The following is a 23,663-nucleotide window of genomic DNA, read 5'->3' as shown; positions in this document are numbered from 1 at the left end:
AGAAAAAACTTTTTGTAATTTACATTTTTAATCTTGAATACTGATTATAGACTTTTTTTGCTATGGGTTTTGTTTTTTGAATGTACTCTAAAAGTAGTTTGATATTATGTTTTACTGAAGTCATTGTGTGTTCGTCTTTTAGTGTTGATAAATCTGGATAAGTAAATTCTGGATAATTTGGATCATTAACTTTAACTTTTGTTTTAGCTAAAAATGTTACAAGGTACATAACATAATCTGATAATTGAGCCTCATATTTAGCTAAAGCGCCTAGTGTTTTAATAATTGGTGGTTTTGGCTCATCAGGTAGGCTAGCAATGGTACTACAACATAGTAGTAAAGTAAGTAATAAGTAGCTTACTAGTTTAAGCATTATCACCCCTTTTAAGTATATTTACGTATTCCCGCATGATTTTGTTGCGTTTTGCTTTTAATGAGGAGATAATTTTATTACTTTTACTGCTAGAGATAGCTTCTATTATCTCAAGATTGTATTTTAAGATATCTTGTATTTCTTCAAATATTTTCGTTGATTCGGCCGTTTCCATAGATTTTAATGTTCCAATATATGTTTTATAGAAAAAATCTATTACCCTATTAAAAGTATTAATGTAATTATGATCTATGTTTGTATCAGTTTTAGCTATGTTAGTTAAGTTGGATAGTAAATTAAGTCCTAAACCAATAGTGTTATTTTGCATTATTTGTTCTTTCCTTATAGATAGGTTTTCCTTCTTGATTGAATTTTAGATTATTAGATATTTTTAGATTTTTTTCATCAGAATTAACTAGATCAATACATTGATTGATTTTCTCATTTATTGGGGCCAGTGTTTTTAATATTGTTGGAGTTAATGCACTTTCAAGTCTTTCCATATTTGCTGTATATATTAATTGATAATGAGAATATAGTTCATAAACCAAAAAGAATCCCTTATGTGCCATTTCATCAAATTCATCTTCAAATTTAGAAAATATATCAATAAGGTTTGATAAAGACGTAAGTCCAAGCTCAACATTATCTTTAGATAATTTCATAAATTAATCTCGTTTTTTAATATGATTGTTGCCATTTCCATTTTTAAAAATCTTGCCTATTGCTATAGATAATATGTCTTTTAGCAACGGCTTGAGAAGAATTAACACCCCTAAAACTATTACTGTTACAAAAATCATTACGGCTATTAGTTTAATTTCATTTAGATTAATAAGAAGTTCGGTTATTTTAATATCCATTTTTCAATCCCTCATTTTAATTTTTGATATATATATTATATATCAAAACTGTAATTTTTGCTAAAAAATTTTACAGCTTTAATAGAACTGGGACGTTCACCCATCTTTTTTGGACATACCATCCTTTGTACAGTGAGATTACACCAGTGAAAGTTTCGCTTGAAAAAACTAAATTTCGGTTATTTGTACTATCAGGTTCATCTGAATATCTTAGATATAAGGATCTACCTTCTCCTTTGTTTTGATCTATGTCAAGTTCTATATCAAGATAAATGGGGGTATCGTCATAGCTTTTATAAAAAATAAGAGTTGCACCTCTTGATTGGTCCAAATCTACTTGCAGTCTTTGATTTTTGTAGTCAGACGGATACAGTATGGTGTCAACAGGAGTGCTCAGATAAGCACTAAAGTCTGACGGCACCCCAAGGAACTGTTTTGGAACAGGTGTTTTTTGAATAGTTGAAGAAGACATTATCAAAAGATCGTCATATTTAGATAGAGTGGCTGATGATATGCTACTTGTTAGGCGCGATTTAATTTTGCTAAAAAGGTTAGAAAGCTTATCAGAATCATTGCCAATTAGCTTGTCTATTACTTTAGCGTAAATTTTTTTTACAAACTCTTCATCAGCTGCAAGTTCAGTAGCGATTGTGGACTTAATTATCTCTTTAAACTCGCCCAGCTCTTCCCCTTTAAATGTTTGATGGTTTACGGTTTTCAAAAAGTTTTTAAAGGTGATAGCGTTGCTACTTGCAACTCCATCATCAAGTAGTAAAAGATCAGTGTTTTTAACAGTCGTAACCTTATTTAAATCTTTGATTTGGACTGTTTCTTCCTCATCAATTAATAATTTTTCTTCTTCTCCAGCCATATAACCTCCTTAATTGTTAAAAGTAATAATATTGTTACCAGTTTCATTATTAATTTTGAGAACTCTACCAATAGGAATAATCCCCTTTATAAAAGCATAAATTGAATGATCATAGCCTTTGGGAAGTGAGTTGAATACTAAAGCCTTTTTAGATGCAGCGTATCCTTTTTTCTTTTCTCTAATTAGTATCTTTTTAGGCCTTTTCCCTTTTGCAGTACTGGGTGTAATGAATGCAGTAAAGTTTGTCTTTATTGCCCCTTTTAAAGAGATATCAATAACACCAGCTTCAGGTGTAGTAACTGAAATATCCACATTCAAAAAAGCCTTAAAAATCAGTCTAAATGACTCGTCAGTGCCAATATGACGTAAAGCAAAAATCACACTATTGATATTGCTTGTAATACTTTGTAGAGTTTGAGTTTTTGCATAAAAAATTGATAAGACTTGAGATATCCATATGGCAATATATCTTGATTTTATATTTTCTTTTGCATCAATGGATATGAAATTGGAATTAAGTGCTTTAAGCTCATTAAGAAGTTTTTGTGCGTACTCAGTTTCTGTACTTATAAATTTTTGAACTTCAGTGGTTTTTAAAAAATTAGGTATTTTCATACTTTTTAAGTATCAATGTCAATAAGTAGTCGATCAGTTGTATTGAAAAGCAGCATTGTATCATCAGTGATAGCAATATCTTGATTTGTTTGTAAATCGCCATCACTGATTTTTGAGATACTTTCAGTGTCTGTATCTTTAACACAAACTTTAATTTCCATAAACTTAATCCCTTTTACTTCATTGACTGGAGCAAAAAAGTCTTGATATTCAAAGCTAATGCCCATATCAGAATAGTTATTTGAAATAATCCTAGAATATATGTTTCTAATTTGAGAGTCTATGTTTAAGTAGAGATAGTTTTTAAGATCAAGTTTGTACTTTACTTTCATATAAACATATTTTCTTTTTCCCAGTGATATTTTGTAGGATTTAAGTTGCCCGGTTGGGTTGAGTCCATCAATTTCTATGTCTCCATCAAGTAAAGTACCACTAGGAGTTGTTAGATATAATGTTTCCCAAAGTTTAGCTTTAAATTCAGGATTGTTAATATTAGTCTTAGCAGTGTCTAATAAATCTTCTTTAAGAATTAGATATATATTAGCTTTACCAGCTGAACTTTTAATATTAGCGTGTTCCACTCCATTAAGATTAAGTAAAGCAGCTCGAACTGCGTTGTAAGTTGTGCTTTTAGAGGAAATATGTTCTTCAATTGCAGTCCAATAAGTACCACCCGGTTTCATTTTAGAAAAAAAGAGATTAAGCTCATTAATTATTTCTTCTTCAATTAATGCTAAAGAAGATGCAATAATGTTGTAAATCGAGCTATTACTATCATCAATGTTAATTCCATAATTTATGCGTAAGTATTCTCTTTTGGATCGTACTATATCCCCAATTGTGCGCTTTAGAATACCAAAATCAGAATCAAAAACAATACTCATAAAGTAAACTCCATATTCAAAACATCACCAGAGAAAAAAAAGGATATATTTGCTTTACGGTCTTGTATTGCAATTGAAATATTGATTATATCTAAGTTAAGATCTTTAGATATTTCATAAAAATAGTTTTTTACAGCTTGAAGATTATTAATTTTTAAAAGTTTCAAAAGCAAGAAATAGTCCAGGCCCCAATTAGGAGCATAGCTTAAACTACCCCTTAAGGTTTTTAGGAATATAAATAATTTTTGTTTTTGCTCGTCAATTCCATCAACAAGCGAAAAATCATTATTAAATACCAATTCAAAATTATTTCCAATTCTTAAATCCATACTAATAATTATACCATATTTAGCAAAAATTACTTAAACAAACTGTTGATATTAGCAGAAATTCTAGCGGTCACCGCTTGTAATGCTGGATAGTTAATAGTTGTTTTTTTGTCTCCTATGATAGTTATACCGTTGATAGCACTTACAATACTTTCCAGGATTTCTTTCAAGCTAGTTGTTTGGTTGACTATTTCAATTCTACTATTTGCTTTAATCTTAACAGTATCAGAAATTAAATTTAAAGTTTTTGGACTAATTGCGCTAAGTATGTAAAAATGATGTTTGTCGAAATGAATATCGTCATTTTTATCAAAAATGTTAACGCTTGATTGAAGTAGTAAAACAGAATCGCCTTTTGATAGTTCAAAATTGATATTAGATATATTTTTTGTGTGAATTTCTAAGTCTTCAAATTCTGGTATTATAACTACAGCTTCTTGTGTTTGCTGTTTAAATTCCTTTACAGTGCCAAGTCGAGTTATGAAAATATTTGAATAAATCCAATTTTTTACGTCTTCTTGTGTTAATGTATTTCCATAAATACGCTTGTTCATTTTGTAAATTATATGCTCTAAGTCCATTTTACCCCCTTTATTATCTCATTGGTGCAAAATTAGAGGCGTCATATAGCTTAAGTGATAATGAACAATCTCCTGTATTGCTAAGCCCCGCACTTGTTTCTTGTATGGTATTTTTTATAATGTTCCCTAGTCCGTCTATAAATGAAACTTTATCACCAACTCTTAGTTTATGTGTATAAAATATTTTAGCGTTCCAATATATACGCCTTGTCTTAAATTCATGCTCGATATCAACTTCTTGTTGTGGTATAAATTCAAGCCCATAATCTTCTAATGCCTCATAGTGGGTATTTTCACCTTCCTGTTCGTAATTAGTAAATACGAAATTGCATTCAATTTCGTAATCATGATAGCCAGTATCAGTTATTACGTTATGAACGTATTTTCCTTTTATTATTTTTTCAATAAACTCTTTTGGAGTTGAGGCATAAATATTTTTGTCGATTACTTTAAGTTTATCTTTATCATTCATGTTAATGATATTGCGATTAGGAAATACAGACTCTATCGCATCTTGCACCGTCATGCCCTTAAAGTTTTTACCCACTTTTCCCTCTTTGTCCTTCAATTTGCGATTGAAGAAGTTGCTATTAGTTAATAATTTAACTTCGAGCTCGACACTAAAATCTCCACCAGGATAATCAGTGCTCATGGGGTGCTCTAAAGTGCCCGCCATTATAAAATCAAATTTTTTCTCATGAGCAAATTTCTTATAATATATTTTTACTATATCTCCAAATTTTATGTGGTCGGTAAAGTCTAGTGGCAAGTTCCAAAGTACAATTTTTGCTTGTTTGGAACTTACAGTATTTAAGTCTGCTGATAATCTATTAAATATGGAAATATCAACATGAATTCTGTCTTGTGTATTGATTATAATTTTAGGAATTTTTTTCGGAAAAGGAGTTCCATCAGTTGATTTTTTTGATTCATCTACATTGTAAAACTCAATTTTAAAATCATAACTTAGTAGTACTGTTTTAGAATCATGAGTTACTAACATATATTATCCTTTATATTTTTCTAATTTAAATGTTTTCACTACCTCCATTGACAGACTAACTTCAACTTCATCGATGAAGGGAGTGTCCTTAAACGAAAGATTTGTAATTATAGCTAATTCTTTAAATCCAAAAGTTGGACTGTAGATAGTAAAAGGAACTTGAGCCTGCAGTCTATTGGATAGTTGTTCTTTTACAAGGTGAGAGTCAAAGCGGAACAAAAAATTCTCAAAAACAGTGGTTTTAAATATTGAAAGCATATGTTTGTACATAGAAGTTAATATCCCACCACTTAATGAGATATGTTCTCCTGTCATTACGGGGTTGTAGCTTACATATTGCGCTTTTCTATCATAATAGTTGATAACTGGTCGTTTAGAATAACTAGTATTATAAGACCGTGAGATTAGCTGGGTTTTTGGTTTTATAAAAAACAATTGTGGCACATATCCAAAACCTCTAAAATCTGGTCGTGGGTATAGCAATAAAAAGTTATCTGCTCCAAAAAGAGCAAGTAGTTGAGTCCCTATATCTTTTATTAATTGAGAAGTCTCTTCACACGACATTTCCCCTTCTTTTTTATTTTCGCAATTGTCACTATTTGCATTTATAATACCCGTAGAATCCTCTTTTTCTGCAGGCGATATTGTTTTATTATTAATAATATTTTTATTGTTAATGTCCATAAGTAATTACCTTTTACTACAACTTAATTCCAACAAGCCCTGCCAATAACTTCAGAGCGGCATATGCGACTTTTGCCGCCCCTGAAGATAATCCAGATAATGAGCCTATTGCACTTTGGAACGCATTGGAAATTGCAGAACCTATAGAACTTGCAACACTTGTAGCCATTTTGCTTATAATTCCGGTAATGCCCCCTGTATTATATGTTTTTATTAAGTCTTCGACCCAATCAATTATTCTTGAAGCACCCTCAAGCACCGGTTGCATACCCGCAGCAGTCACATTCATAAGAGATTGTTCAAGTTTGGTTAAATTGCTATCAATCTTTTCTTTCTCATCAGAAAATTTTGTAAGGCCGAAACTTGCGTAATCACGATGCATTTCTGCAAGTTTCTTAAATCTAAAGTTATAATCATTGCCCCGAGCGTCTCTTTCATAGTTATCTTTTGCTTGTACCGTATATTTTTCGCCTTTTATTGTGCCCTCCATTGTATTATAAAGGTTCCCATATCCTCTAATATGCGCGTCAACAAGTGCTGCAGCCTCTTTCATGCTAGCATGACCGCTAGATACAAGATCGGCCATCATTTCCCCCGTAAGTTTTAATCTCTCTGGAGTCAATTGTTTCATACTTGTTAGAGTGCCCTTAATAAGAGAAAATTGCCGCAGAAACTCTTCTTTTTCTAAGTCACGCTCAAATCCTTTCCTATTATTAAGAATTCCCCCGGTAATATTCCCTTCCTTATCTTTAGTTCCCATAAATAATGCCCGTTGTTTTTCTGTATAAAATGCGCTATTGAGGTGTTGTGCTTTTTTCTGTTGAGAAATTGCTTCAACTGATTTTTTAATCCAGCCGAACACAAAACCAAAAATCCCACCACTTACTCTACTAACAGCGTTGCCAATAACAGTTCCTAGAGCGCTACCTATAGCAATTTTGGCAACAAGTCCTTTCCCTTGAGAAGCCGCTAGCATTTTACTTTTTGCTTTTGATTCTTTTGCAAGCTCTTTATACTCAAGGCGCCTTTTATCTCTATCAGACATTAAAGACCTTTTGAAAGCTTCTTTTCGAGCTTTTTCAAAACCCATGCCTTGTTTCATAAGCTTTTTAGTTTGTGTAAGTCTATATTTCTCAACACGCTCTCTTAAGCTTTCAAATTTAGTTTGTTTGCTTAATTCTTTTTTCTTATCCGACAAATTACTTTTTACAATATCTTTAGTACTACCCAAACTAGATTTTTTAGGCTTAAGATATTTTTCCATTTTGGTAATATCTTGTTCGATAGCTTTTTTTGTTGCTGCATGATCAAGAACGCCCTTAAATTTAATGGTGAATTTGTCGCTCATTAATCCCTCATTTACTTAAAATTAATTCATACAATTCTTTTTCTAATTTAAGATCAGCAATACGGTTAACTTCTAAAAGCTCATCATAAGGCATTTTCTTAACATCATCGTATGAGCAAATATTCATAATTACTGGAAAATAGTATTTATCGTTTTTTATCTCTTCAATCAAGTTGAAATACTTTTTTCTAGTCTCATTAAGACTTGCAATAGCTTTGTCAATATCTTTATTTATTTTCCTCATTTAGCAACTAGTTCATTAGAATTTGATGTAAGTGAAGCAGCTACTTTTTCATAATCAAAATTATCATCGATATAATCAAAAGTAACAAAATCGCCAACATTATTTTCGTATTCACTCAAATATGCTAAAGCGGGTTTTTTAAGGTCATTATCTGCGTGAAAAGTATTGAATTGCGCGGTGTAGATAATAGCAACAAGATAGTCCTTATAATAAGAGATAAATTCTCTATTTGCATCTAGAATTACATAAAATTCGTCTAAAAACTTTGGACTTATCATTAAGCTTGTAATTTCTCTTAAGTATTTAACTTCATTAAGCTTATAAATAGCGTCGCTTTGATTAAATCCTAGTACTCTATCCCATTCGTAGACTGGTAATACTCTAAGTGGGTATTCATAGGTTTTATTTTTGGTTAAAATTTTCATTTTATATCTCATTATCATGGAAAGATTCTCCTTTTAGCTTTTATTTGGGTGTGTTTTTTGGCAATTAATAGCCCTAATCTCAAAAGTCACTTTTTCAGCTTCTGCTGAATAACTTCTTGAGGGTTCTTCAGTGAAAATTGCATGGTTAGAAATAATTTTGGTAGCAATTCTATCATTGAATGCTAAATCAAGCATTTTATCATATTTGCTAACATCCATGTTATAAAACTGATCGTCTGCAATTTCAGTTAACGCAATATAGTCATGACTGCCTAGAGTGACTTCAATGTTGAAAATATAAGTTATAGTTTTAGGGTCACGTAAGCTTATTACAGGAAATCCTTTGTCTTCAGTACTAACAACTGCTCTTGTAGTAGGCTCGCTTGTAAGCTCTAGTTTACCACTGTGCAGTTGTATACCACCGATTGAAAAGTAAACTTCCCTTAAATCATAAAATTGCATAATTTTTAACTCCTTATACGTTTAAACTATTTTGATAATCAACTATATCTTGAGAAGTAATCACTAAAGTAGCTGCATTAATACTAAAGTTGTAAGTAATATTCACGCTAAGTTCCAATTTAAGCTGTTTGGTGCCTGATAGGGTAAGCTTTAAGTCCTTGTATTCTACAAGTAGTCCCCTATCAATAAACCGTTTGAGTAGGCATTCAATTGCTGAAGTATAGGCATTATCTCTAGCGCCACTAAGTTGTAGTGCAGATAATTTACTATTTTGTCTATTGTTTTTATTCCAAATTCGAATAAGCTCAACAATAGCCTCATTTTTTATGTAGTGGTAAGTAAAAATCTCGTCTATTGCTTTACCAGAAAGATCAACACCCTCCTTAAAAGCAGATATACCGTCAAGACCAGTCTCGTTAAGAAGTGAGTAAAAGTTAATTTTTGCATCCCTTAACTTTTTAATTACAGCATCGTCAAGAAGTGGTGTAGTAGCTAATGGCATACCATATGGATTAACAGAGTGGAAAATGCTTGCTTGATGCAAATATGCACTTATAAATTTAAGGTGTAAATTATCTCTATTATTGCTATAAACAACAATATTTCTTTCTTTCTCAAGATTGCTTTTATCCTTAAATAGTTCTTTTATCTCTTGCTCTTTAGTTGAGAATACAAAAAAAGTTGAAGACATTTTAAACTTGGCATAGTCATCTTTATAAACAGTTAGTCCATCATCTGAATTGTCCCCTTCAGTATTAATAAGCACAACAAAAGAGTGCCTATACGCTTTAAGATAGTTTTTAAGTTCCTCGGGCTTATCCTTATAAATGAAAAGAACAACTGATTTTAAGGACTCTTCAGTTGAATTGAAAAAATTTGACATTGCGGTTTTCAATAGTGTTTTTTCTTTTCCAAACTGATCTTGTCCATTTCCATTATCTTTTTCTAAAGTTTCAATTTCTTTTTCATAGTTATTAACAGTCAAACTCAATGTTTTATAGTTAGCAGCATCTTTGTTAACTTTAATTTTGGCTGTTTTGTAGACCAAAAGTGGATTGTAATAGTTGGGTGTATTAGCTTGAATGCTAGAGTCTACCAAACTTACACTAATTGTATTTTCAGGCAATTACGTACTCCTCCTTTAAAATTTCAATTGCTTTTACACTAGCATTAAATGCTACAGATGCACTGTATGCATGATTGCTATATTTTGTACCTAAATTTATTAGTCCAACTGTTTGCATATTAGATGTTGGATAAATGTAAAAGTTGATTTTATTTACATACTCGGGTTGAGATTGATTTTCTAAAGCATACTTATGGACTCTATTATGTAGAAACTCGCTAAGCATACCATAAAGTATTAGCATACGCGAATTAGCATCAAAATCTTTAGCATTTAATACTACTGCAATAATATATATTTGGAAATTCACACTAAATTCCAAAGCATTTTCATAAAATGCACCAGTTTTGCAGTCATGATCAAATAGATGTTCTGTACCATCAAATTTCAATGCTATTATATTGGGGCTAGCAGCTGTAATTTTTGAAAGGTACGGATGATTGTAAGTATTTATAATATCGCATTCAAAATTATTTTCAGTTGCATAGACCTTAAAGCCTTTAAATATTTGGATTAAATGATTTAAAATCGAATCTAAAGTTACAATCATTCAAGCACCTTATAAGTTAGTTCTGATAACATTTTTGATGTATCAACAAGTGGGATTGATGCAGTGCTGCTACCTTTTCTTAATTTGCTTTTGATTGTACTATCCTTTAAACCCGGTGTAACTTGCCCTGAGAGTACATAATTCTTATAGTATCTTACAAAAGCTTCTCCAATAGCACTCATTCCTAATTTAGGCTCAATATTGAACTTAGAATTTATATAACTATTGTTGATATATTCTCTAAATTCAGAACTACCAGCAATTTTAGTTAAATGTTTTCTTACTGGCAATTTAGCGCCGCCTTTTTCGTGCATTCTAGCAATATTAGAACGACCGCCAAACCAACCAATTTCCAATTCAATTGTAAAGTCTAGTCCGTCCATATAAATTCCTTTAAAACCAGCGTAAAGTATCCTATTGAAGAGTCAATGCTAAATATTTCAAAGTAAATCAAATCTGAAATTGATATTCGGTCTTTTAGTTCAAAGTTAAGATCTTGATATGTGTAAAGTTTAGAATATCCTTGAATATCAGATATATTGGAGTCATAAAGCATTGCAAGTTCTTGTGGTTTTATGTCAATAATTACTCCAGCAAATTCGGTGTACTTATTCTTATCAAATACTCTTTGATAAGAATCGTCATTTTCAAGTTTTACAACAGTGCCTTTATAAAATCTTAAAGGGCTAGGATCCTTAAAAACGTTGATCATACGTGTAGACATATCTGAAAGTCTTTTTCTAACGCCACTCACTATACAACTCCCACACAAGAGGGTGTTGAAGTTTCTCTTTTTAGTTTTTCTAAAAATGCATCAAGTTGTGAACAAAAGTTCTTATTTGACCCACAACTTTCTCCACCACCTTCTTCGCCTCCACCACTGCTAGGATAATAATCAAGTTCAAGCTCATTGAATTTCTCTTTTTTAATCCTCTCAAATTCAAATTCTCGAACAACCCCTTGCTTTCTTAATTGACAACCCATATGATAAAAGGTAAGTAAAAATATTTGTTCATATGTAAGTGAACTAGCGTCAATACCACGTGTTACCAAAATAGCTTGAAGTAAAGATAAGTGAAGTAGAAAATTTTGCCTACTTAGTGCTAGTTGATCTATTCCTAATAGCAATAACACTTGAGAATGAAGTTTTGTTGTTAAGAGTTCTTCTTCATTTTCAGCTTGTACTTGCAAGTCCTTTTGTTCGCTCATTTTATTTGCCTTATCTTATTAACTTTGTTTAATGTTCACTTGCAAAATAGTCTTCTTGGTAGCAAGTAGACCTCCTAAAACAAAATCAATGTATGAATGCGCAATATCAGTTGAATCCTTATCAACTTGTTCATTTGGTGTAGGCAACATGTACTTGCTAGGCTTAAATTTAATAAGCGCTGAGTTTAACGGATAAATGAGTATTTGATGTTTTAGCAAATTTGAAGTTTCAATATAAACATCTTCTCGATTATTAATAGCTTTAATAGTTTGGATCAAAACATCTTCCCATTTTTCACAACTTGATGTAACAGCTTGGCCTACTGCATATGGTTTTACCAATTTCAATGAAGTTGCGGGGTCAACTATCACCATCATGGGTGTAGAAAATTCGTCGCCTAACTCTAATTTTGAAAGTCCTGCTTCAATTTTTTCAAATATTTTATCCATCTTATCCTTATCACCTTGTGCAACTTCTTCTTTTATCTGTTCCGGCATATTAAGTAGTCCGTACATATTAGGAAGTAAACGTTTTTGATTTTTTCCGTCCTTTTGAATTGAAACAGTTCCTGTTAGTACAAAGTGATTAATAAGTTTGATAATTTCACTACTTGCAAGCTTATAAGCTTGAGCAAAAGGCAATAAATTATTATTAATGTCGCCAATATATGAGTCTGAAGTGTAAAATTTTTCAGAAGTCTGCTTTAAATGTCTAAATTTGTATTGTAATTTTAAATAGTTCAGTCTAACTACTTCAGAACTAAACCCAATAGTTGAGATAGTATTAACCTCATTAGCAATTGTTGTAGGATTAGCATTTAAAAACGCGTCCCATTTTACAGTTCTTTGATATCCCATTTTAAGATCAACATCTTCAATCTGATCAGGTAAAAACCATTTATACATAATGGGGTCTTTAACTTCTCCTATAATATTAGCTACAGATTTTGCATAATAATTTTCATCGTAAAGTTCCATTTAAAACCTCCTTAATTTTTTTAATTTTTACTTACAGCTTTATTTCCAAACACTGCTACTTTTATTAAATAAACATCATTACTAATTTGCTTTGCATCAGATAGCGCTATTGCATTAACAGTTGTCTTATTTTGTCCCGTGGGCTTTTCTAGAGCGCCGTCTTTATTAAAAATAAGCTTGTCTTTTGCTTTAGGTGTAGAATCTTTTGCAACCAGGTAACCCTCAAAATTATTTGTAATTGGAACAATAGTAGCTGTTTTGCTAAACTCGTCTACATCAATGCATATTCCGTATAAGTCTTCACCGCCTCCGGCCTCAACATGGGGCTCATAGTGAATTTCATCCTTTTTTTCTTCTTGAATAACTCTTTTTACTCCGCGCTTATAGGGATACCCCGAATATGGATGATTTTCCAACTTATCAAAACTACTAGTTCTAATGCCTCCAGAAGCAAAAAATTGTACGTTTTTGTCCCTAAACTCAATAGAATTGCCTAGTAAACTAGTATAATGTTGTGGATTTTTCATAAACTTTTCTAGTTTACTGCGCTTTTCTTGATACTCTTTTACTAATTGCGTTGTATCTGCCATTAACTTTCCTCCTTTTAAATTCTTTAGTCTTAACCACCAGCAGCAACTACTGTTTTCTCAAGGCCTCTATTGCCAAAAATTGTAACTTTTATTAAATTAATTGAATAATCTTGTCTTATGTTTTCAGCTTGTTTATCCTTATCTTCTGATGCAAACTTGATTGTAAATGAATCAGAAAGTGCATAAGCATTAATTAATGTTGGGGGCCCACCATCAGCCTTGATAATAACTCCATCTGAATTAATGTCTAATATTTGACCCGATTTTATACTAGGATTTCTTGTAACAAGGTACCCCTCAAAGTTATTTGTAATTGGCAAAACATACGCAGTACAACTAAATTCGCATACATCAACACATATGCCATACATATCATTATCAGCACCAACCTCAACATATACGGAGTTCTCTTTTGGAACAAGTTTAACCCCACGCTTATATGGAAAACTCTTTTTGGATCGTAGAAATATTCTTCTATTTTGTCCGTATAACTTGAACATGCAAATGTATAAGCATCAACTAGCTCATTCTTAGACTGAAAACAACCACTTGAACTGCTAAAAACCTTATTTTCAACAGAACTCATTGATTTTGCATATTTTTTGAATTTCAAAAGAATATCATCAAGTTCTTTAACCGACTCAAGATATGGGTCCATTACTGCATCATCTTCAGCTTGTCTTGCTTGACGCCTAGCTCTAGGAGCAGCTGGAATTTCTGCCTGCAGACCTAATTGTGGATTATCATCAACACCATCCGGAACTTGCTCTTTACCTTTTAAAGCCATTTAATTACCCTTTTAAAGCTCTATTTCCAAAAACGCTAGCAAGTCCTATATATAATTCTTCAGTCAATTTATGTGTCTTTGAAAGTGCTATGGCATTAATAGTTTTATCAGAACCACTAGTCTTTTCAAGTTCTCCCTGCGCATTAAAATGCAGCTTCTCACCCGGCTTTATATCAGTTCCTGGTTTCTTAAATACTAAATATCCTGTAAAGTTGTTTGTAATTGGAATTACAGTTGCCATACCAGTAAACTCGTCTATATCAGTGCATACTCCATACAAATCATCACCACCTCCAGCCTCAACTTCAAGTTCTGATGTACCATCAGCACTAAAACTAAACTTTACTCCGCGCTTGTAGGGATACCCTTTAGCAGGATAATTTTCTATTTTGTCTTTACTACTAGTCCAAACTCCATCAGAATTAGAGTAAATTAAATTTTTATCCCTAAACTCAATAGAATTGCTAAGTAAGCTAGCATTTTGCTGGGGATTTTTCATTAATGCTTTAATTTCCTCAACTTTTTTATCAAACTCTTGTTTAATTTTTGTAATATCACTCATTAAAAACTCCTTTAAGCAATGTTTCTTCTGTTATCTCTTTTTAGATTTTCATAAAATTGAACTCGTCTTTGCTTGTAAGTATTGCTTAAAGCTTGCACAAACTCTGTGAAATTAATTGGTACAAAATTAGGATCAAGCAAACTTACTCTCTCTTCTGATTTAGCAATAATATTTCCTTTAATAACCTCAACAGAAGATGAATTGCTATTAGCATTTTTTCTTAATTTGATATTCACTTTAGCCAAAGAAACAAGTTGTTCTAGTATCTCTCCATCAATATGGCTTATGTCTGATACTTTGGAAATAGCTTTAACTTGCTCAATTGGAACAAACTTGCGAACAAGTTCTCTGCGTTGTGCCTGCATAATGTCTTTTAGAGTATATCCTTTTGCAAGTAGTACCTCTTTATTGAAATGACTGCTAAGATGCGCTTTTGCAAGTGTATCAATTTCATTAATGCGCTCTGCCTCCAGTAATAATTGCTTTTCAACACGCTCTCTCTCTTCAACTTCAGCAAGTTCTTTTGTTATTCGCTCATTTATACTTAAATCACGAGTTGTTTCTTTAGGTTTTGCATTACTTGCTTGTTCTTTTAAGCTCATATACTCTTCAAATTCCTGGGTGCTTATAACTTTAGTATCAGATTTAACTTGATGTTCTTCTTTAACTTGATCCTCAATTATTTCTTTCTTTTCATTTTCAATCACTTCTTAACTCCTTTTCTCAAAATGAGAATAATTTTTCTTTTAAAAAAGCTCGTTCCTCGTTATTGAAAGAACTGCTCTGTATAAGATCGTTATATTTGCTATAAAGCTCAATTAGCTTAATATCTCTTTCCACCTTTTGATCATCACTCAACATCACTAATGAATTGAACTTCATATCAAGTCCAAAATACTTATTAAGCTTTAAATTACAAGCATTCTGGATTTGTTCTTGTACACCTTTTAGAAAATCATAATAATTGCTCCTATCACCTTTACCATCATTTCCAAGTCCTTTAGCTTGCTCGTTGAAACTTCTTGTTAAAGGCTCCTTAGTATCAGCACCAATTTTTGCTTTAATTAATGCTAAGGCCTCTTTTAAATAGGTAAGATCGTATTTAATAACTTCTAAACTAGCACTCGGAGTAGCTGTGTAAAACATCCCCTCATTACTTAGATTGCTCTTAAGCCTAGCAAGTTCACTTGCCAATGAGTCATTAAGACTGCGTAAATTAGAAATATCTTTACTATGATTATTTGAGTTTTGTTTTCTTAGAAAGGATGATAAAAAGCTATTGCCTTTTTCATTATTACTACTCTGAGTTAGCGCACTCAAAGACGTTGTTGCGCTAGAAAGCGCGTCTTGTAGCTGCACTAAAGACTCGTCTTTGTAAAACAAAAAATTGTGGTTTTCAATACGTTTTTCTATTTCAACGTATATCTTCTCAAATAGGTAAATATCTAGCAAAAAACTTTCCGTATAACACGGAACATATCTTTTTAAGATATAATCAAAGTTTTCGTATATTATAAGTCGATTTTTGTGTATTTTGACCGTATCAAAAGAATTGCTTCCATTATTAGTTCTTACTTTGTAAGTTACATAATCAAAGTCAACCCCCAAGTCTCTTACAGATTCATAATCAAGGTATTCAAATCCAATAGGTAGCTCTATATTAACAGGTCTTTCAAGGTCTACTAGTGTATCTTTAGTTTTTACTAAAATGTATCCAATTCCATGAAAACGGAAGCTTATAATACAATTTAGTAAAGCATTTTTAAGTTGCACTTTTAATCTAGCAAGCTCGAGCTCACTAACATGACTAGTAGTATACTCAAGAATAATTCCGTTCTTAAGACAATCTTCTGCTACATTTTCTATGTAATTTCTAAAAAATATTGAATATCTATATAGTTCCAGTGAACTTATTTTATCTATCAGTTTTGCTTTTCTTAAATCATACATTTTTTACTTCTTATTCTTAATTTTCTTAATTAAATTAAATGTATAATAGCAAAAACTAATATTTTTGTCAATAAAATTTACAAAAATCTTTGATTGCCAAAATGAACACTTCTATCTCTATATCCTAAAGACAACATCAAATATGCAGCAGATATTGCATCAAGCGCGTCATCGGGAGTTTTATTATCCCCTTTATAAGCGTAAATATCGCTAAATACAGTAGAACTACTATACTTTGCAATATAAAGTTTTTTGTAGGTAATAGGTGTAATTAGCGATGCTATTCTACTAAACTTATTAGACTTTGGCTTTACTGGGGCAATTCTAAAATATTGACTCATATTCTTTCTAAGAGTCATATATTCACGCGTCAATCCTCCAGCGCCTTTAGTATTGTCTCTATCTTCTATGTAAAGCGTGTGTACATTGAAATTTTGTAAAACAGTCTTGACCATATTCATAATATAAGGGTCAATAGCCGGTCGTTGATCTTGAAATACAAAAGCATAGTACTTATCATCGACTCTCTCCATAACACATAACGCAGTATTATCACCTCCAATACTAAACGCTGGGTCTAAATATGCTATCGGGCTAGTAAATACATAGTCTTGCATAATATTAATTTGTGTGAAAATTGAGTCGGTGCTTGCTATCCACTCTCCTAGCAAAACTCTTGCCTTGTATGCTGGTATATCTTTATAGAGTTTCTCTTGAGTTTTGATAAATTCTTTACTTAGGAGAACATTATCGTAAGTTGTAAAATTATATGTCTTAAAAGTAGCTGTATTATTGATATAATCAGTTTTGAAATAATGTTCTGGATGATCTGGATTGGTATCAAAAATAATAGTTTCTTGCGCGCACCTAAGTCTTTTTAATACTTCCTCTAAAGTTTGCTTATGTAAAGTAGTAGCCTCATTTACAAAAATGAGTGCTGAATTACTACCCCTAAACCTTTCAAAATCACTTGCCTTGTCCCCTCCATATAAATTAATCCGTAGTGAATCAATCAGTATATATGAATTATTCCTATGTCTTGGAATATATGAAATATTAAGAAGTTTGCATAGCTTTTCAAATTGCCCCAAAACATTAACTTCAACTGAACGTTGAGAATTGCCTATGATGAAATTATTAGTATCACTGGAATATAACTTTTTATTTGCAATTAAACTTTTAATAAACAGATAACACGCAAGATACGTTTTGCCGCTAGCTATACCGCCACTGAGTATAATTTTCTTTTCGTTGTTCTTTTGGATACTTTTTATAACCCTATTTTGCTTTACGGTTAAATATTTCTCTTCAAACTGAGCAAAATTAACCAAAGAGTTTGTTGTTCCAAAAAATTTAGATATATCAACTCCAAACTGATTTTTGTATTCCTTTTGAAGTGTTGTAAAAAATTTTGTTTGATATAAATTCACTTGTACCCTTTACTACTTTTGTAGTTACTTTTACTCTCAACTTCATGAGCAGAAGTTAGCTTTTTCATACATTCATAGTAAAGCTCCATTTCCCTTATTGAACACTCCTTTATCAGGTCATTAAGCTCACTCTTTAACAAACTAATTTTTTCATTAACATTATTTTTCTTGTTACATTTTTTATTCAAAAAGGCAATTTCGGATTGTAAATCTTCTATTTTTAAATGCATTTTGGCTAGTTCAATGCTTGCATATTGTTTAAATGCTCGTATAAATCCTAATTCTAAATTAGAGCGCTCTAAATCTAATTCTCCCTTAATTTTTCTAGCTTTAGCTTCTGATTTAAAAGTTTGGGCTACAAGATGTTCAAAAGTATCTTCACTAATTATTACTCTAGAATTATCACCAACAGAAGTTTCCCCACTCTCCCATTTTTGTCTCATTCTCCATACATTTACTCTAGAAACTCCAAGTTTAGCTGCTATTTCTTTATCATCCAATAATCCTTCTCTAAAGTAGGCAACATAATCATCAAAAGAACGTTTAACTTTTTTCAAAAAATTTCTCTAAAGTAACAAAATTAACAAATTGTTACTCTAAATAGTAAAGCAATTTAATGAATTGTTAACATAAACTGTTAACTTCTTTATACCTATTGACGGGTGTTTAATATTTATTGGCTTTTATTGATTTAGCTCACTGTTATTTCTAAATCAAAGATTATGGAAATAGCAGTTCACTAATTTATTGTATTTTATACCTTTTATTTAAATCCTTAATATATACTTGAAAATTTGAAAGGAATCCATCAACAAACTTCTGAGAATTCACAATACAATCATAAAAATAATGTACCTCTCTAAAAGTAAACAATCTAAATCTTTCAACTTCACTATCCCGTTTTTCTTTTGGCACATGTTTCAGCTTTGTAGGCACAAGATATATATATCCAAAAAATTCCATAATTTTACCATATAATTTCAACTCTTGTATGATTGTATCCATCATATTTTCCTTATAATCATAATTTGGAATTTTTCTTCTTTGATCTGGATTAGTAGTATTAAATACTTGTATATACACCCTATCTTTAAGAATGTCATCTAAAAATTCAATCGCTTTTTTATTATTTTTAATAACTACATCATCCAAAGAATTTCCATAAATATTAGATACAAATATAATAAAAACAAACAATATCTTGAATAATAATTTCTTCACTTTTACTCCTTGAAAAATATAACTTAAATAAGAAAACAAGACTGGTTATTAGTCTTGTTTTTAATAATTTATGCTTTTGAAAACCATTTTTTATTACTTTTTCTTTTCTGAATTTTGAGCCTCTTCTCCAATATTTTTAAGCTCTTCATCAATTTGCTTAATCGCATTTTCTATTATTTCATTTGACATATTACCGGTATTTGTACCATCACTACTAGAATACCTTACACTTAAACCGAATTCTTTAGCCTTAGTCCAAGCTTGCCCTCCAATTTGCCCTTGTCCTCTGACTTGCTCACCTTGAGTTACTCCATCAGCAGAACCAACTTTGCTTTTAAGCTCTTCAAATTCTTTCTTGGCCTCGTCTAATTTTTGTTTCCTATCTTCTTTTTTCTTTTTTAAACTTTCTTCAAGTTCTTTTAATTTTCCTTCAAGTTCTTTCTTGTCTTTTAATTTTTCTTTTATTTTTTTTATTTTTTCTTCATACTCAGAATATGTTTTAAGAGAAGTTGTTTTAGCATCAGATTTATCTACTTTATCCTTTAAATCCTTAATTGTTTTTTCAATCTCTGATGTATCTAATGTGGATAAATCTTTTGTCTCTAAAATATTTAACAATCCGTTAAATTCTTTTTTTATCTCTTGTTCTATTTGTTTTGGAATTTCTAAAATTTGTTCTGAAATTTCTAAAGCTTTACCATTTACATCATTCTTGCAAGAACTTATCAGTGCAAAAATAATACAAATAATAAACATTTTTTTCTTCATAATTATCCTATCTTTTACTTTAATTTCTATTTTAAATTCTTCTTAAGCTCTTCTAGTGCTATTGCATATTCAGCGATTTTATTTACTTGGTCTTTAATTTTATCTCCTGAAAATGTAATATGTTCAGAATCATTAATTTTCTCTATCTTTGTTATTATCTCCTTATTTTTGATACCATTTGCATCACTTTGTTCATTATTATATCCATAATACAAACTGGTTTTAAACGCTCCACCTTCAGTCATTGCTTTAACAAAGTTATTAACTTCTGACTCTTCTAATGAAAAGAATGTAGATGTATGTCCTATTCCAGCATTTAAACCTATTGCAATGCTGTCTTCTTCTTTTCTTATAACTAAAGTCCCTAAGTCGCTCCAATTGCTACTATTGTCTTTATTTTTAATTTTCACAGTAAATTCCGAGAATTTTATTGTATCACTACTTACTTGCCCACTTAAACTACTTGTACTTGTAAAATTTCCACAAGAACTTATCAGTGCAAAAACAAAACAAATAATAAACATTCTCATATTTTTATTCATATTATTCATAAGTTACTCCGTAAGCCTAAACATAATGCAACCTCCAATAAATTCAATTTTTTAAAGATTTAACTAATTAATTTTGTTACATTTTGCGTTACAAAGTAACAAAACTCAAATGTAATTTTAATCAAACTTAGAAAATCTCTCCATTGCAAATGTTATACTCATTACAAAAGACTACAAAACACATACAAATCAAATTTCAGAGTCTTTGCTATATATCACCCAAAGTATAGTATCTTTCTTATCCGACCTCCTTAGAAATTGACACTTCTGTTTATTACAGCTACTCTAAACACCAAATTCTGCTTGCAATGAGAGACACCAAAATTTGACTAAAATTTTACGTTTTTGATAAAATATAAATTGCAATTTTTATCTATTTTTATTACTTTTACTTAATTTAAAAGTAACACTTATAAGGAGGGGATATTATGGACTTTAATAATTATCTTAATTTAAATAAAGACACTTCGGATTTTTTCCTCAAACTCATAAAAGATTATCAAAATCTACTAAATGAAAATAAAATTCTTAAAAATTCTCTAGAAAATTCATCTAAAACTAAAAAAGAAACTCTAAAACCCAGTCCTAAGTTTTACTTAACTCCAAAAACTAGCAAACTAATTGAAAAATGTATAAAACAACTAAAACAAATTGATCCAATATCTGGATGGTTTGTATATTTGCTTTCAATAACTGGGTGTAGGGGCACTGAAATTCAAAAAGTAAAAATGCAAGATATTACCCAGTTATCAAACAAAACTGGAGAAATTTATTACAATATCAAAGTAAATGTAGCAAAAAAAAGAAGTGTCGCTTGTATTAGAGAAATTGTTATTGACGCTAAGGAGTTTGACGCTATTCAAACAGCTCACAAAAATCATTTCGAAGAAAAAAATCTTGATACAAGGCGTACTTATCTTTTCCAAAAAACCAAACATAAGTTTAAAGATAATCAAATTAGCATTATCAATATTTCTAGAAAATTCAAAAATCTTCTTAAAAAGTCGGGCTTTAAGGCAAATAAATCACTTCATTTGTGCAGAAATTTATTTATTTCGAATTTGAAGTCCAATGGTTATAATTCTTTCCAAATTAAAGAACTTATGAAATATTCTTCAACCCATGAAATTGATAATATCTACGGACTCTCTTCTGCTAACAAAATTCAAGCTTACAAATTAGCCAAAAATAGCTTAAAGCTGTAGCAAGACTATCTAAGTTTAAATATGCGCTTTGAAGTTACTTTAAATAGTTTTCCATTAAGCTTTAAATCAAGTGAATCATATAATATTTCTTTCTCTTTTGTAGCAATAAAGTGTGACCCATTAACACCCTCAATTTTAACTTCACTTATTTCAAATTCATTAGCAGCCACAAAGTAATTGGAAGATTCATACCTAACACTAGTTCTAATTCCATAATAATTAAGTATCATACAAGGATCATTAATAAAACAATTTTTCTTGATGTACCCGAGTCCTAAAAATCTGCGATACGCCACATTTATTCCAAAAGCATTAAATTCAATATTCTTCAACAAACTTGTATAATAATGCAAGCATAAAAAATAACACCCCCATCTTTGTATCTCTCCAAGTAAACTCCTATTTTTTTGTTTTATTTTACTAATAAGCATTAATTAATCCTCCAATGTTAAATATTTTTTTTAATTTTTTTAGTGCCCCCATTCAAAATGGGACACTATTTGCATACGACATATTGCTTATATTGCTCGGCAAGTAAAATTTATTATTTGTTGTCGAAAGTTCCGTAAATCTATCTGCTATTGCCCTTTTCTTAGGATCGTAATTGAACACAAATTGCTTGAATCTGTAATTTACATGATTCATTAGTGGATATTTATCTAAAATTTCATTAATTTTAATTTTGAGTAGTTCTTTAATGGGTTTTTCTCTCCTTTTGTTTTCATTTTGAATTTTATCTAGTTCTGATTTTAGATTGTCAATCTCAATCAGCTTACACTCAAGATTAGCAGCAGACTCTTCGGTTTTAATCTCAAGGTCAGTGCACTCAACATACTCTACAAATTCATTTATCCAATCAAACTCAACTCCAGATCGATAAAACTCACTCTTTACTACCAACTCCTCAATCTCTTCAATGAACTTAATAAACGTATCATTATCATAATCACTTGCAATTAATAAATTAGCCCCATTCTTTTCAATAATTTCGTTTCTTGCGTTGAAAACTTCCCATTCACATTTTTGAACAAATTCTAAAACTTTTGATATCAAAGAGTTATTTCTTTTTATCTTACAGTTAACCGGTGCAGCGTCTATTAAAAAGAATAAATTACAATACTCAAGTCCAGTACATGCTAGCTGCATTTGTGCTTGCACATAGTATTTGAAAAAATACTTGCTACTTAAAAAATTGCCATTTTTATTGTACTCGGCTATAGCACTACTCATATAATTAGAATCACTACTCTTAATCTCTAAAAGCTCTATATCACCATCCTTATTTATAAACCATCCATCAATCGTTGAGCCTACTAAAGTTGTAAAACCATCCATTTTTTTGAAATAATTATATTTATCAACACCGTTGGCATATTTATTTTTATACAAAACATCAATATTATCACCGTGAGCTTTAACAAATTCTCTAAATCCTAAATTTTCTAACTCTTTACCTTTGAGCATATACAAATTCTCTTCAAAAGGCATACTCATACCAAAATATTTAAGCACTCTGTTTATCATCAAGTCTTTAAGTCCAACTCCACCAATCAGAACAGTACCCACTTCACTAGCTCCATATTTATTGAGTTTGTTTCTCTGCACGCTAAAATCAATATTTCGATTAAACTTAAAACATTCTTGACTACTTATTCCTGGTAATTTTTTGCCTATCTTGCTTAATTTGCTTTTTTCTTTAATGGGAGAGGATTTTTCCTCAAATATTTCACAACCAATAAAACTTTGTTGCTCAAAATTCATCATGTTGGATACTCCGTTTTGTATATCTTGAATATTTAAATTATTATTTGTTGAACCATTGTTCATATTATTGTTTGTCATTTTAAGTTTCCTCCTTATTGGTAATAAATAAATATATAGCAAAAACTATTTTTACCAAGTTTTTTACAAAAATTTTTACAAAAAAAAGTGGGACTTAACGAAATTCTTTTATTAGAAAATCTGTTAAGTCCCAACCTAATTAAATTGATTTTTGATTTATGATACTAACATTTTTTTAGCTATACCTATTATATAATAATATATGTTTTTGT

Annotated in this window: 33 protein-coding genes and 1 pseudogene; 1 reads left to right on the top strand and 33 read right to left on the bottom strand. The window is 30.6% G+C overall.

All coding sequences use genetic code 11. The features are described 5' to 3' along the window. Window positions 1–19: 19 nt before the first annotated feature. The 31 genes and pseudogenes from QIA21_RS06980 to QIA21_RS06830 form a co-directional block, all read right to left on the bottom strand. The gene (locus QIA21_RS06980; RefSeq protein WP_418905805.1) at window positions 20–373 is read right to left on the bottom strand and encodes a BBA14 family lipoprotein; all 354 of its coding nucleotides are present in this window, start codon (window positions 371–373) and stop codon (window positions 20–22) included. Then, complete coding sequence (locus QIA21_RS06975) at window positions 366–701, bottom strand: BlyB family putative holin accessory protein (RefSeq protein WP_418905789.1); 336 nt, start codon at window positions 699–701, stop codon at window positions 366–368. The genes QIA21_RS06980 and QIA21_RS06975 overlap by 8 nt, the downstream gene beginning before the upstream one ends. Then, window positions 691–1,038 carry a BlyB family putative holin accessory protein gene (locus tag QIA21_RS06970; protein ID WP_418905767.1) on the bottom strand — a complete coding sequence of 116 codons (348 nt, stop codon included), beginning with the start codon at window positions 1,036–1,038 and terminating at the stop codon, window positions 691–693. The genes QIA21_RS06975 and QIA21_RS06970 overlap by 11 nt, the downstream gene beginning before the upstream one ends. Window positions 1,039–1,041: 3 nt before the next feature. Beyond that, window positions 1,042–1,236 (bottom strand): BlyA family holin, encoded by a 195-nt coding sequence (locus tag QIA21_RS06965; protein ID WP_418905746.1) that lies wholly within the window; start codon window positions 1,234–1,236, stop codon window positions 1,042–1,044. Window positions 1,237–1,306: 70 nt separating this feature from the next. Continuing rightward, window positions 1,307–2,107 carry a DUF685 domain-containing protein gene (locus QIA21_RS06960; RefSeq protein WP_418905745.1) on the bottom strand — a complete coding sequence of 267 codons (801 nt, stop codon included), beginning with the start codon at window positions 2,105–2,107 and terminating at the stop codon, window positions 1,307–1,309. Window positions 2,108–2,116: 9 nt separating this feature from the next. Continuing rightward, a complete protein-coding gene (locus QIA21_RS06955; RefSeq protein ID WP_418905744.1) occupies window positions 2,117–2,722 on the bottom strand; it encodes a DUF735 family protein in 606 nt (201 codons plus the stop codon). A gap of 5 nt (window positions 2,723–2,727) precedes the next feature. After that, window positions 2,728–3,606, bottom strand: a complete 879-nt coding sequence (locus tag QIA21_RS06950; protein ID WP_418905804.1) for a DUF276 domain-containing protein — start codon at window positions 3,604–3,606, stop codon at window positions 2,728–2,730. Next, the gene (locus QIA21_RS06945; protein WP_418905666.1) at window positions 3,603–3,935 is read right to left on the bottom strand and encodes a contractile injection system sheath initiator; all 333 of its coding nucleotides are present in this window, start codon (window positions 3,933–3,935) and stop codon (window positions 3,603–3,605) included. The genes QIA21_RS06950 and QIA21_RS06945 overlap by 4 nt, the downstream gene beginning before the upstream one ends. Before the next feature lie 29 nt (window positions 3,936–3,964). Continuing rightward, entirely contained in the window at window positions 3,965–4,516 is a 552-nt protein-coding gene (locus tag QIA21_RS06940) for a DUF777 family protein (protein WP_418905803.1), read from the bottom strand. Between the two features lie 13 nt (window positions 4,517–4,529). Further along, entirely contained in the window at window positions 4,530–5,519 is a 990-nt protein-coding gene (locus tag QIA21_RS06935; protein ID WP_418905741.1) for a DUF693 family protein, read from the bottom strand. 3 nt (window positions 5,520–5,522) lie between these two features. Next, a complete protein-coding gene (locus QIA21_RS06930) occupies window positions 5,523–6,203 on the bottom strand; it encodes a DUF792 family protein (RefSeq protein ID WP_418905740.1) in 681 nt (226 codons plus the stop codon). Window positions 6,204–6,219: 16 nt separating this feature from the next. Further along, complete coding sequence (locus QIA21_RS06925) at window positions 6,220–7,551, bottom strand: DUF759 family protein (RefSeq protein WP_418905785.1); 1,332 nt, start codon at window positions 7,549–7,551, stop codon at window positions 6,220–6,222. Between the two features lie 7 nt (window positions 7,552–7,558). After that, window positions 7,559–7,795 (bottom strand): DUF1322 family protein, encoded by a 237-nt coding sequence (locus QIA21_RS06920; RefSeq protein WP_418905738.1) that lies wholly within the window; start codon window positions 7,793–7,795, stop codon window positions 7,559–7,561. Further along, window positions 7,792–8,238 carry a DUF1473 family protein gene (locus tag QIA21_RS06915; RefSeq protein ID WP_418905737.1) on the bottom strand — a complete coding sequence of 149 codons (447 nt, stop codon included), beginning with the start codon at window positions 8,236–8,238 and terminating at the stop codon, window positions 7,792–7,794. Before QIA21_RS06915 ends, QIA21_RS06920 begins: the two co-directional genes overlap by 4 nt. A 15-nt stretch (window positions 8,239–8,253) precedes the next feature. Beyond that, complete coding sequence (locus QIA21_RS06910; protein WP_006434231.1) at window positions 8,254–8,682, bottom strand: DUF1463 family protein; 429 nt, start codon at window positions 8,680–8,682, stop codon at window positions 8,254–8,256. 13 nt (window positions 8,683–8,695) lie between these two features. After that, the gene (locus QIA21_RS06905) at window positions 8,696–9,808 is read right to left on the bottom strand and encodes a DUF787 family protein (protein ID WP_418905802.1); all 1,113 of its coding nucleotides are present in this window, start codon (window positions 9,806–9,808) and stop codon (window positions 8,696–8,698) included. Further along, window positions 9,801–10,358 (bottom strand): DUF764 family protein, encoded by a 558-nt coding sequence (locus tag QIA21_RS06900; protein WP_418905735.1) that lies wholly within the window; start codon window positions 10,356–10,358, stop codon window positions 9,801–9,803. Before QIA21_RS06900 ends, QIA21_RS06905 begins: the two co-directional genes overlap by 8 nt. Next, window positions 10,355–10,741, bottom strand: coding sequence for a hypothetical protein (locus QIA21_RS06895; protein ID WP_418905734.1), 387 nt, complete (start codon window positions 10,739–10,741; stop codon window positions 10,355–10,357). The genes QIA21_RS06900 and QIA21_RS06895 overlap by 4 nt, the downstream gene beginning before the upstream one ends. Then, a complete protein-coding gene (locus QIA21_RS06890; RefSeq protein WP_418905801.1) occupies window positions 10,729–11,112 on the bottom strand; it encodes a DUF1506 family protein in 384 nt (127 codons plus the stop codon). The genes QIA21_RS06895 and QIA21_RS06890 overlap by 13 nt, the downstream gene beginning before the upstream one ends. Next, on the bottom strand, window positions 11,112–11,567 hold the full coding sequence (locus tag QIA21_RS06885) for a DUF3890 domain-containing protein (protein ID WP_418456171.1): 456 nt from the start codon (window positions 11,565–11,567) through the stop codon (window positions 11,112–11,114). The genes QIA21_RS06890 and QIA21_RS06885 overlap by 1 nt, the downstream gene beginning before the upstream one ends. Window positions 11,568–11,585: 18 nt before the next feature. Next, entirely contained in the window at window positions 11,586–12,545 is a 960-nt protein-coding gene (locus QIA21_RS06880; RefSeq protein ID WP_418905732.1) for a hypothetical protein, read from the bottom strand. A 20-nt stretch (window positions 12,546–12,565) separates the two neighbouring features. Then, window positions 12,566–13,135 carry a DUF228 domain-containing protein gene (locus QIA21_RS06875; RefSeq protein ID WP_418905731.1) on the bottom strand — a complete coding sequence of 190 codons (570 nt, stop codon included), beginning with the start codon at window positions 13,133–13,135 and terminating at the stop codon, window positions 12,566–12,568. Window positions 13,136–13,164: 29 nt separating this feature from the next. Beyond that, window positions 13,165–13,922, bottom strand: a pseudogene (locus tag QIA21_RS06870) (DUF228 domain-containing protein). A gap of 4 nt (window positions 13,923–13,926) precedes the next feature. Continuing rightward, a complete protein-coding gene (locus QIA21_RS06865) occupies window positions 13,927–14,484 on the bottom strand; it encodes a DUF228 domain-containing protein (RefSeq protein ID WP_418905729.1) in 558 nt (185 codons plus the stop codon). 11 nt (window positions 14,485–14,495) lie between these two features. Beyond that, window positions 14,496–15,191, bottom strand: a complete 696-nt coding sequence (locus tag QIA21_RS06860) for a DUF1357 family protein (RefSeq protein WP_418905728.1) — start codon at window positions 15,189–15,191, stop codon at window positions 14,496–14,498. 16 nt (window positions 15,192–15,207) lie between these two features. Continuing rightward, window positions 15,208–16,434: an anti-CBASS protein Acb1 family protein gene (locus tag QIA21_RS06855; protein ID WP_418905727.1), complete on the bottom strand. Its 1,227-nt coding sequence runs from the start codon at window positions 16,432–16,434 to the stop codon at window positions 15,208–15,210. Between the two features lie 77 nt (window positions 16,435–16,511). Beyond that, window positions 16,512–17,864 carry a PBSX family phage terminase large subunit gene (locus QIA21_RS06850; RefSeq protein WP_418905800.1) on the bottom strand — a complete coding sequence of 451 codons (1,353 nt, stop codon included), beginning with the start codon at window positions 17,862–17,864 and terminating at the stop codon, window positions 16,512–16,514. Continuing rightward, window positions 17,861–18,421 (bottom strand): DUF603 domain-containing protein, encoded by a 561-nt coding sequence (locus QIA21_RS06845; RefSeq protein ID WP_418905799.1) that lies wholly within the window; start codon window positions 18,419–18,421, stop codon window positions 17,861–17,863. The genes QIA21_RS06850 and QIA21_RS06845 overlap by 4 nt, the downstream gene beginning before the upstream one ends. Window positions 18,422–18,608: 187 nt before the next feature. Further along, window positions 18,609–19,085 (bottom strand): hypothetical protein, encoded by a 477-nt coding sequence (locus tag QIA21_RS06840; protein ID WP_418905798.1) that lies wholly within the window; start codon window positions 19,083–19,085, stop codon window positions 18,609–18,611. 93 nt (window positions 19,086–19,178) lie between these two features. Further along, window positions 19,179–19,853, bottom strand: a complete 675-nt coding sequence (locus QIA21_RS06835) for an ErpL protein (RefSeq protein ID WP_418905797.1) — start codon at window positions 19,851–19,853, stop codon at window positions 19,179–19,181. Window positions 19,854–19,879: 26 nt separating this feature from the next. Continuing rightward, window positions 19,880–20,395 (bottom strand): Erp family outer-surface lipoprotein, encoded by a 516-nt coding sequence (locus QIA21_RS06830; RefSeq protein ID WP_418905841.1) that lies wholly within the window; start codon window positions 20,393–20,395, stop codon window positions 19,880–19,882. 437 nt (window positions 20,396–20,832) lie between these two features. Here QIA21_RS06830 and QIA21_RS06825 point away from each other — a divergent pair, with 437 nt between their 5' ends. After that, window positions 20,833–21,609 (top strand): site-specific integrase, encoded by a 777-nt coding sequence (locus QIA21_RS06825; RefSeq protein WP_418905796.1) that lies wholly within the window; start codon window positions 20,833–20,835, stop codon window positions 21,607–21,609. Window positions 21,610–21,614: 5 nt separating this feature from the next. Here QIA21_RS06825 and QIA21_RS06820 read toward each other — a convergent pair whose 3' ends face one another. Continuing rightward, complete coding sequence (locus tag QIA21_RS06820; RefSeq protein WP_418905722.1) at window positions 21,615–22,040, bottom strand: DUF261 domain-containing protein; 426 nt, start codon at window positions 22,038–22,040, stop codon at window positions 21,615–21,617. A gap of 52 nt (window positions 22,041–22,092) precedes the next feature. Continuing rightward, window positions 22,093–23,436 (bottom strand): DUF244 domain-containing protein, encoded by a 1,344-nt coding sequence (locus QIA21_RS06815; RefSeq protein ID WP_418905840.1) that lies wholly within the window; start codon window positions 23,434–23,436, stop codon window positions 22,093–22,095. Between the last annotated feature and the right edge of the window lie 227 nt (window positions 23,437–23,663).

The sequence above is a fragment of the Borreliella japonica genome (assembly GCF_030438115.2).
Taxonomy (GTDB): Bacteria; Spirochaetota; Spirochaetia; order Borreliales; family Borreliaceae; genus Borreliella; species Borreliella japonica.
Note: the sequence above shows the minus strand (reverse complement) of the source record. Positions and strands in the feature narration are given on the sequence as shown.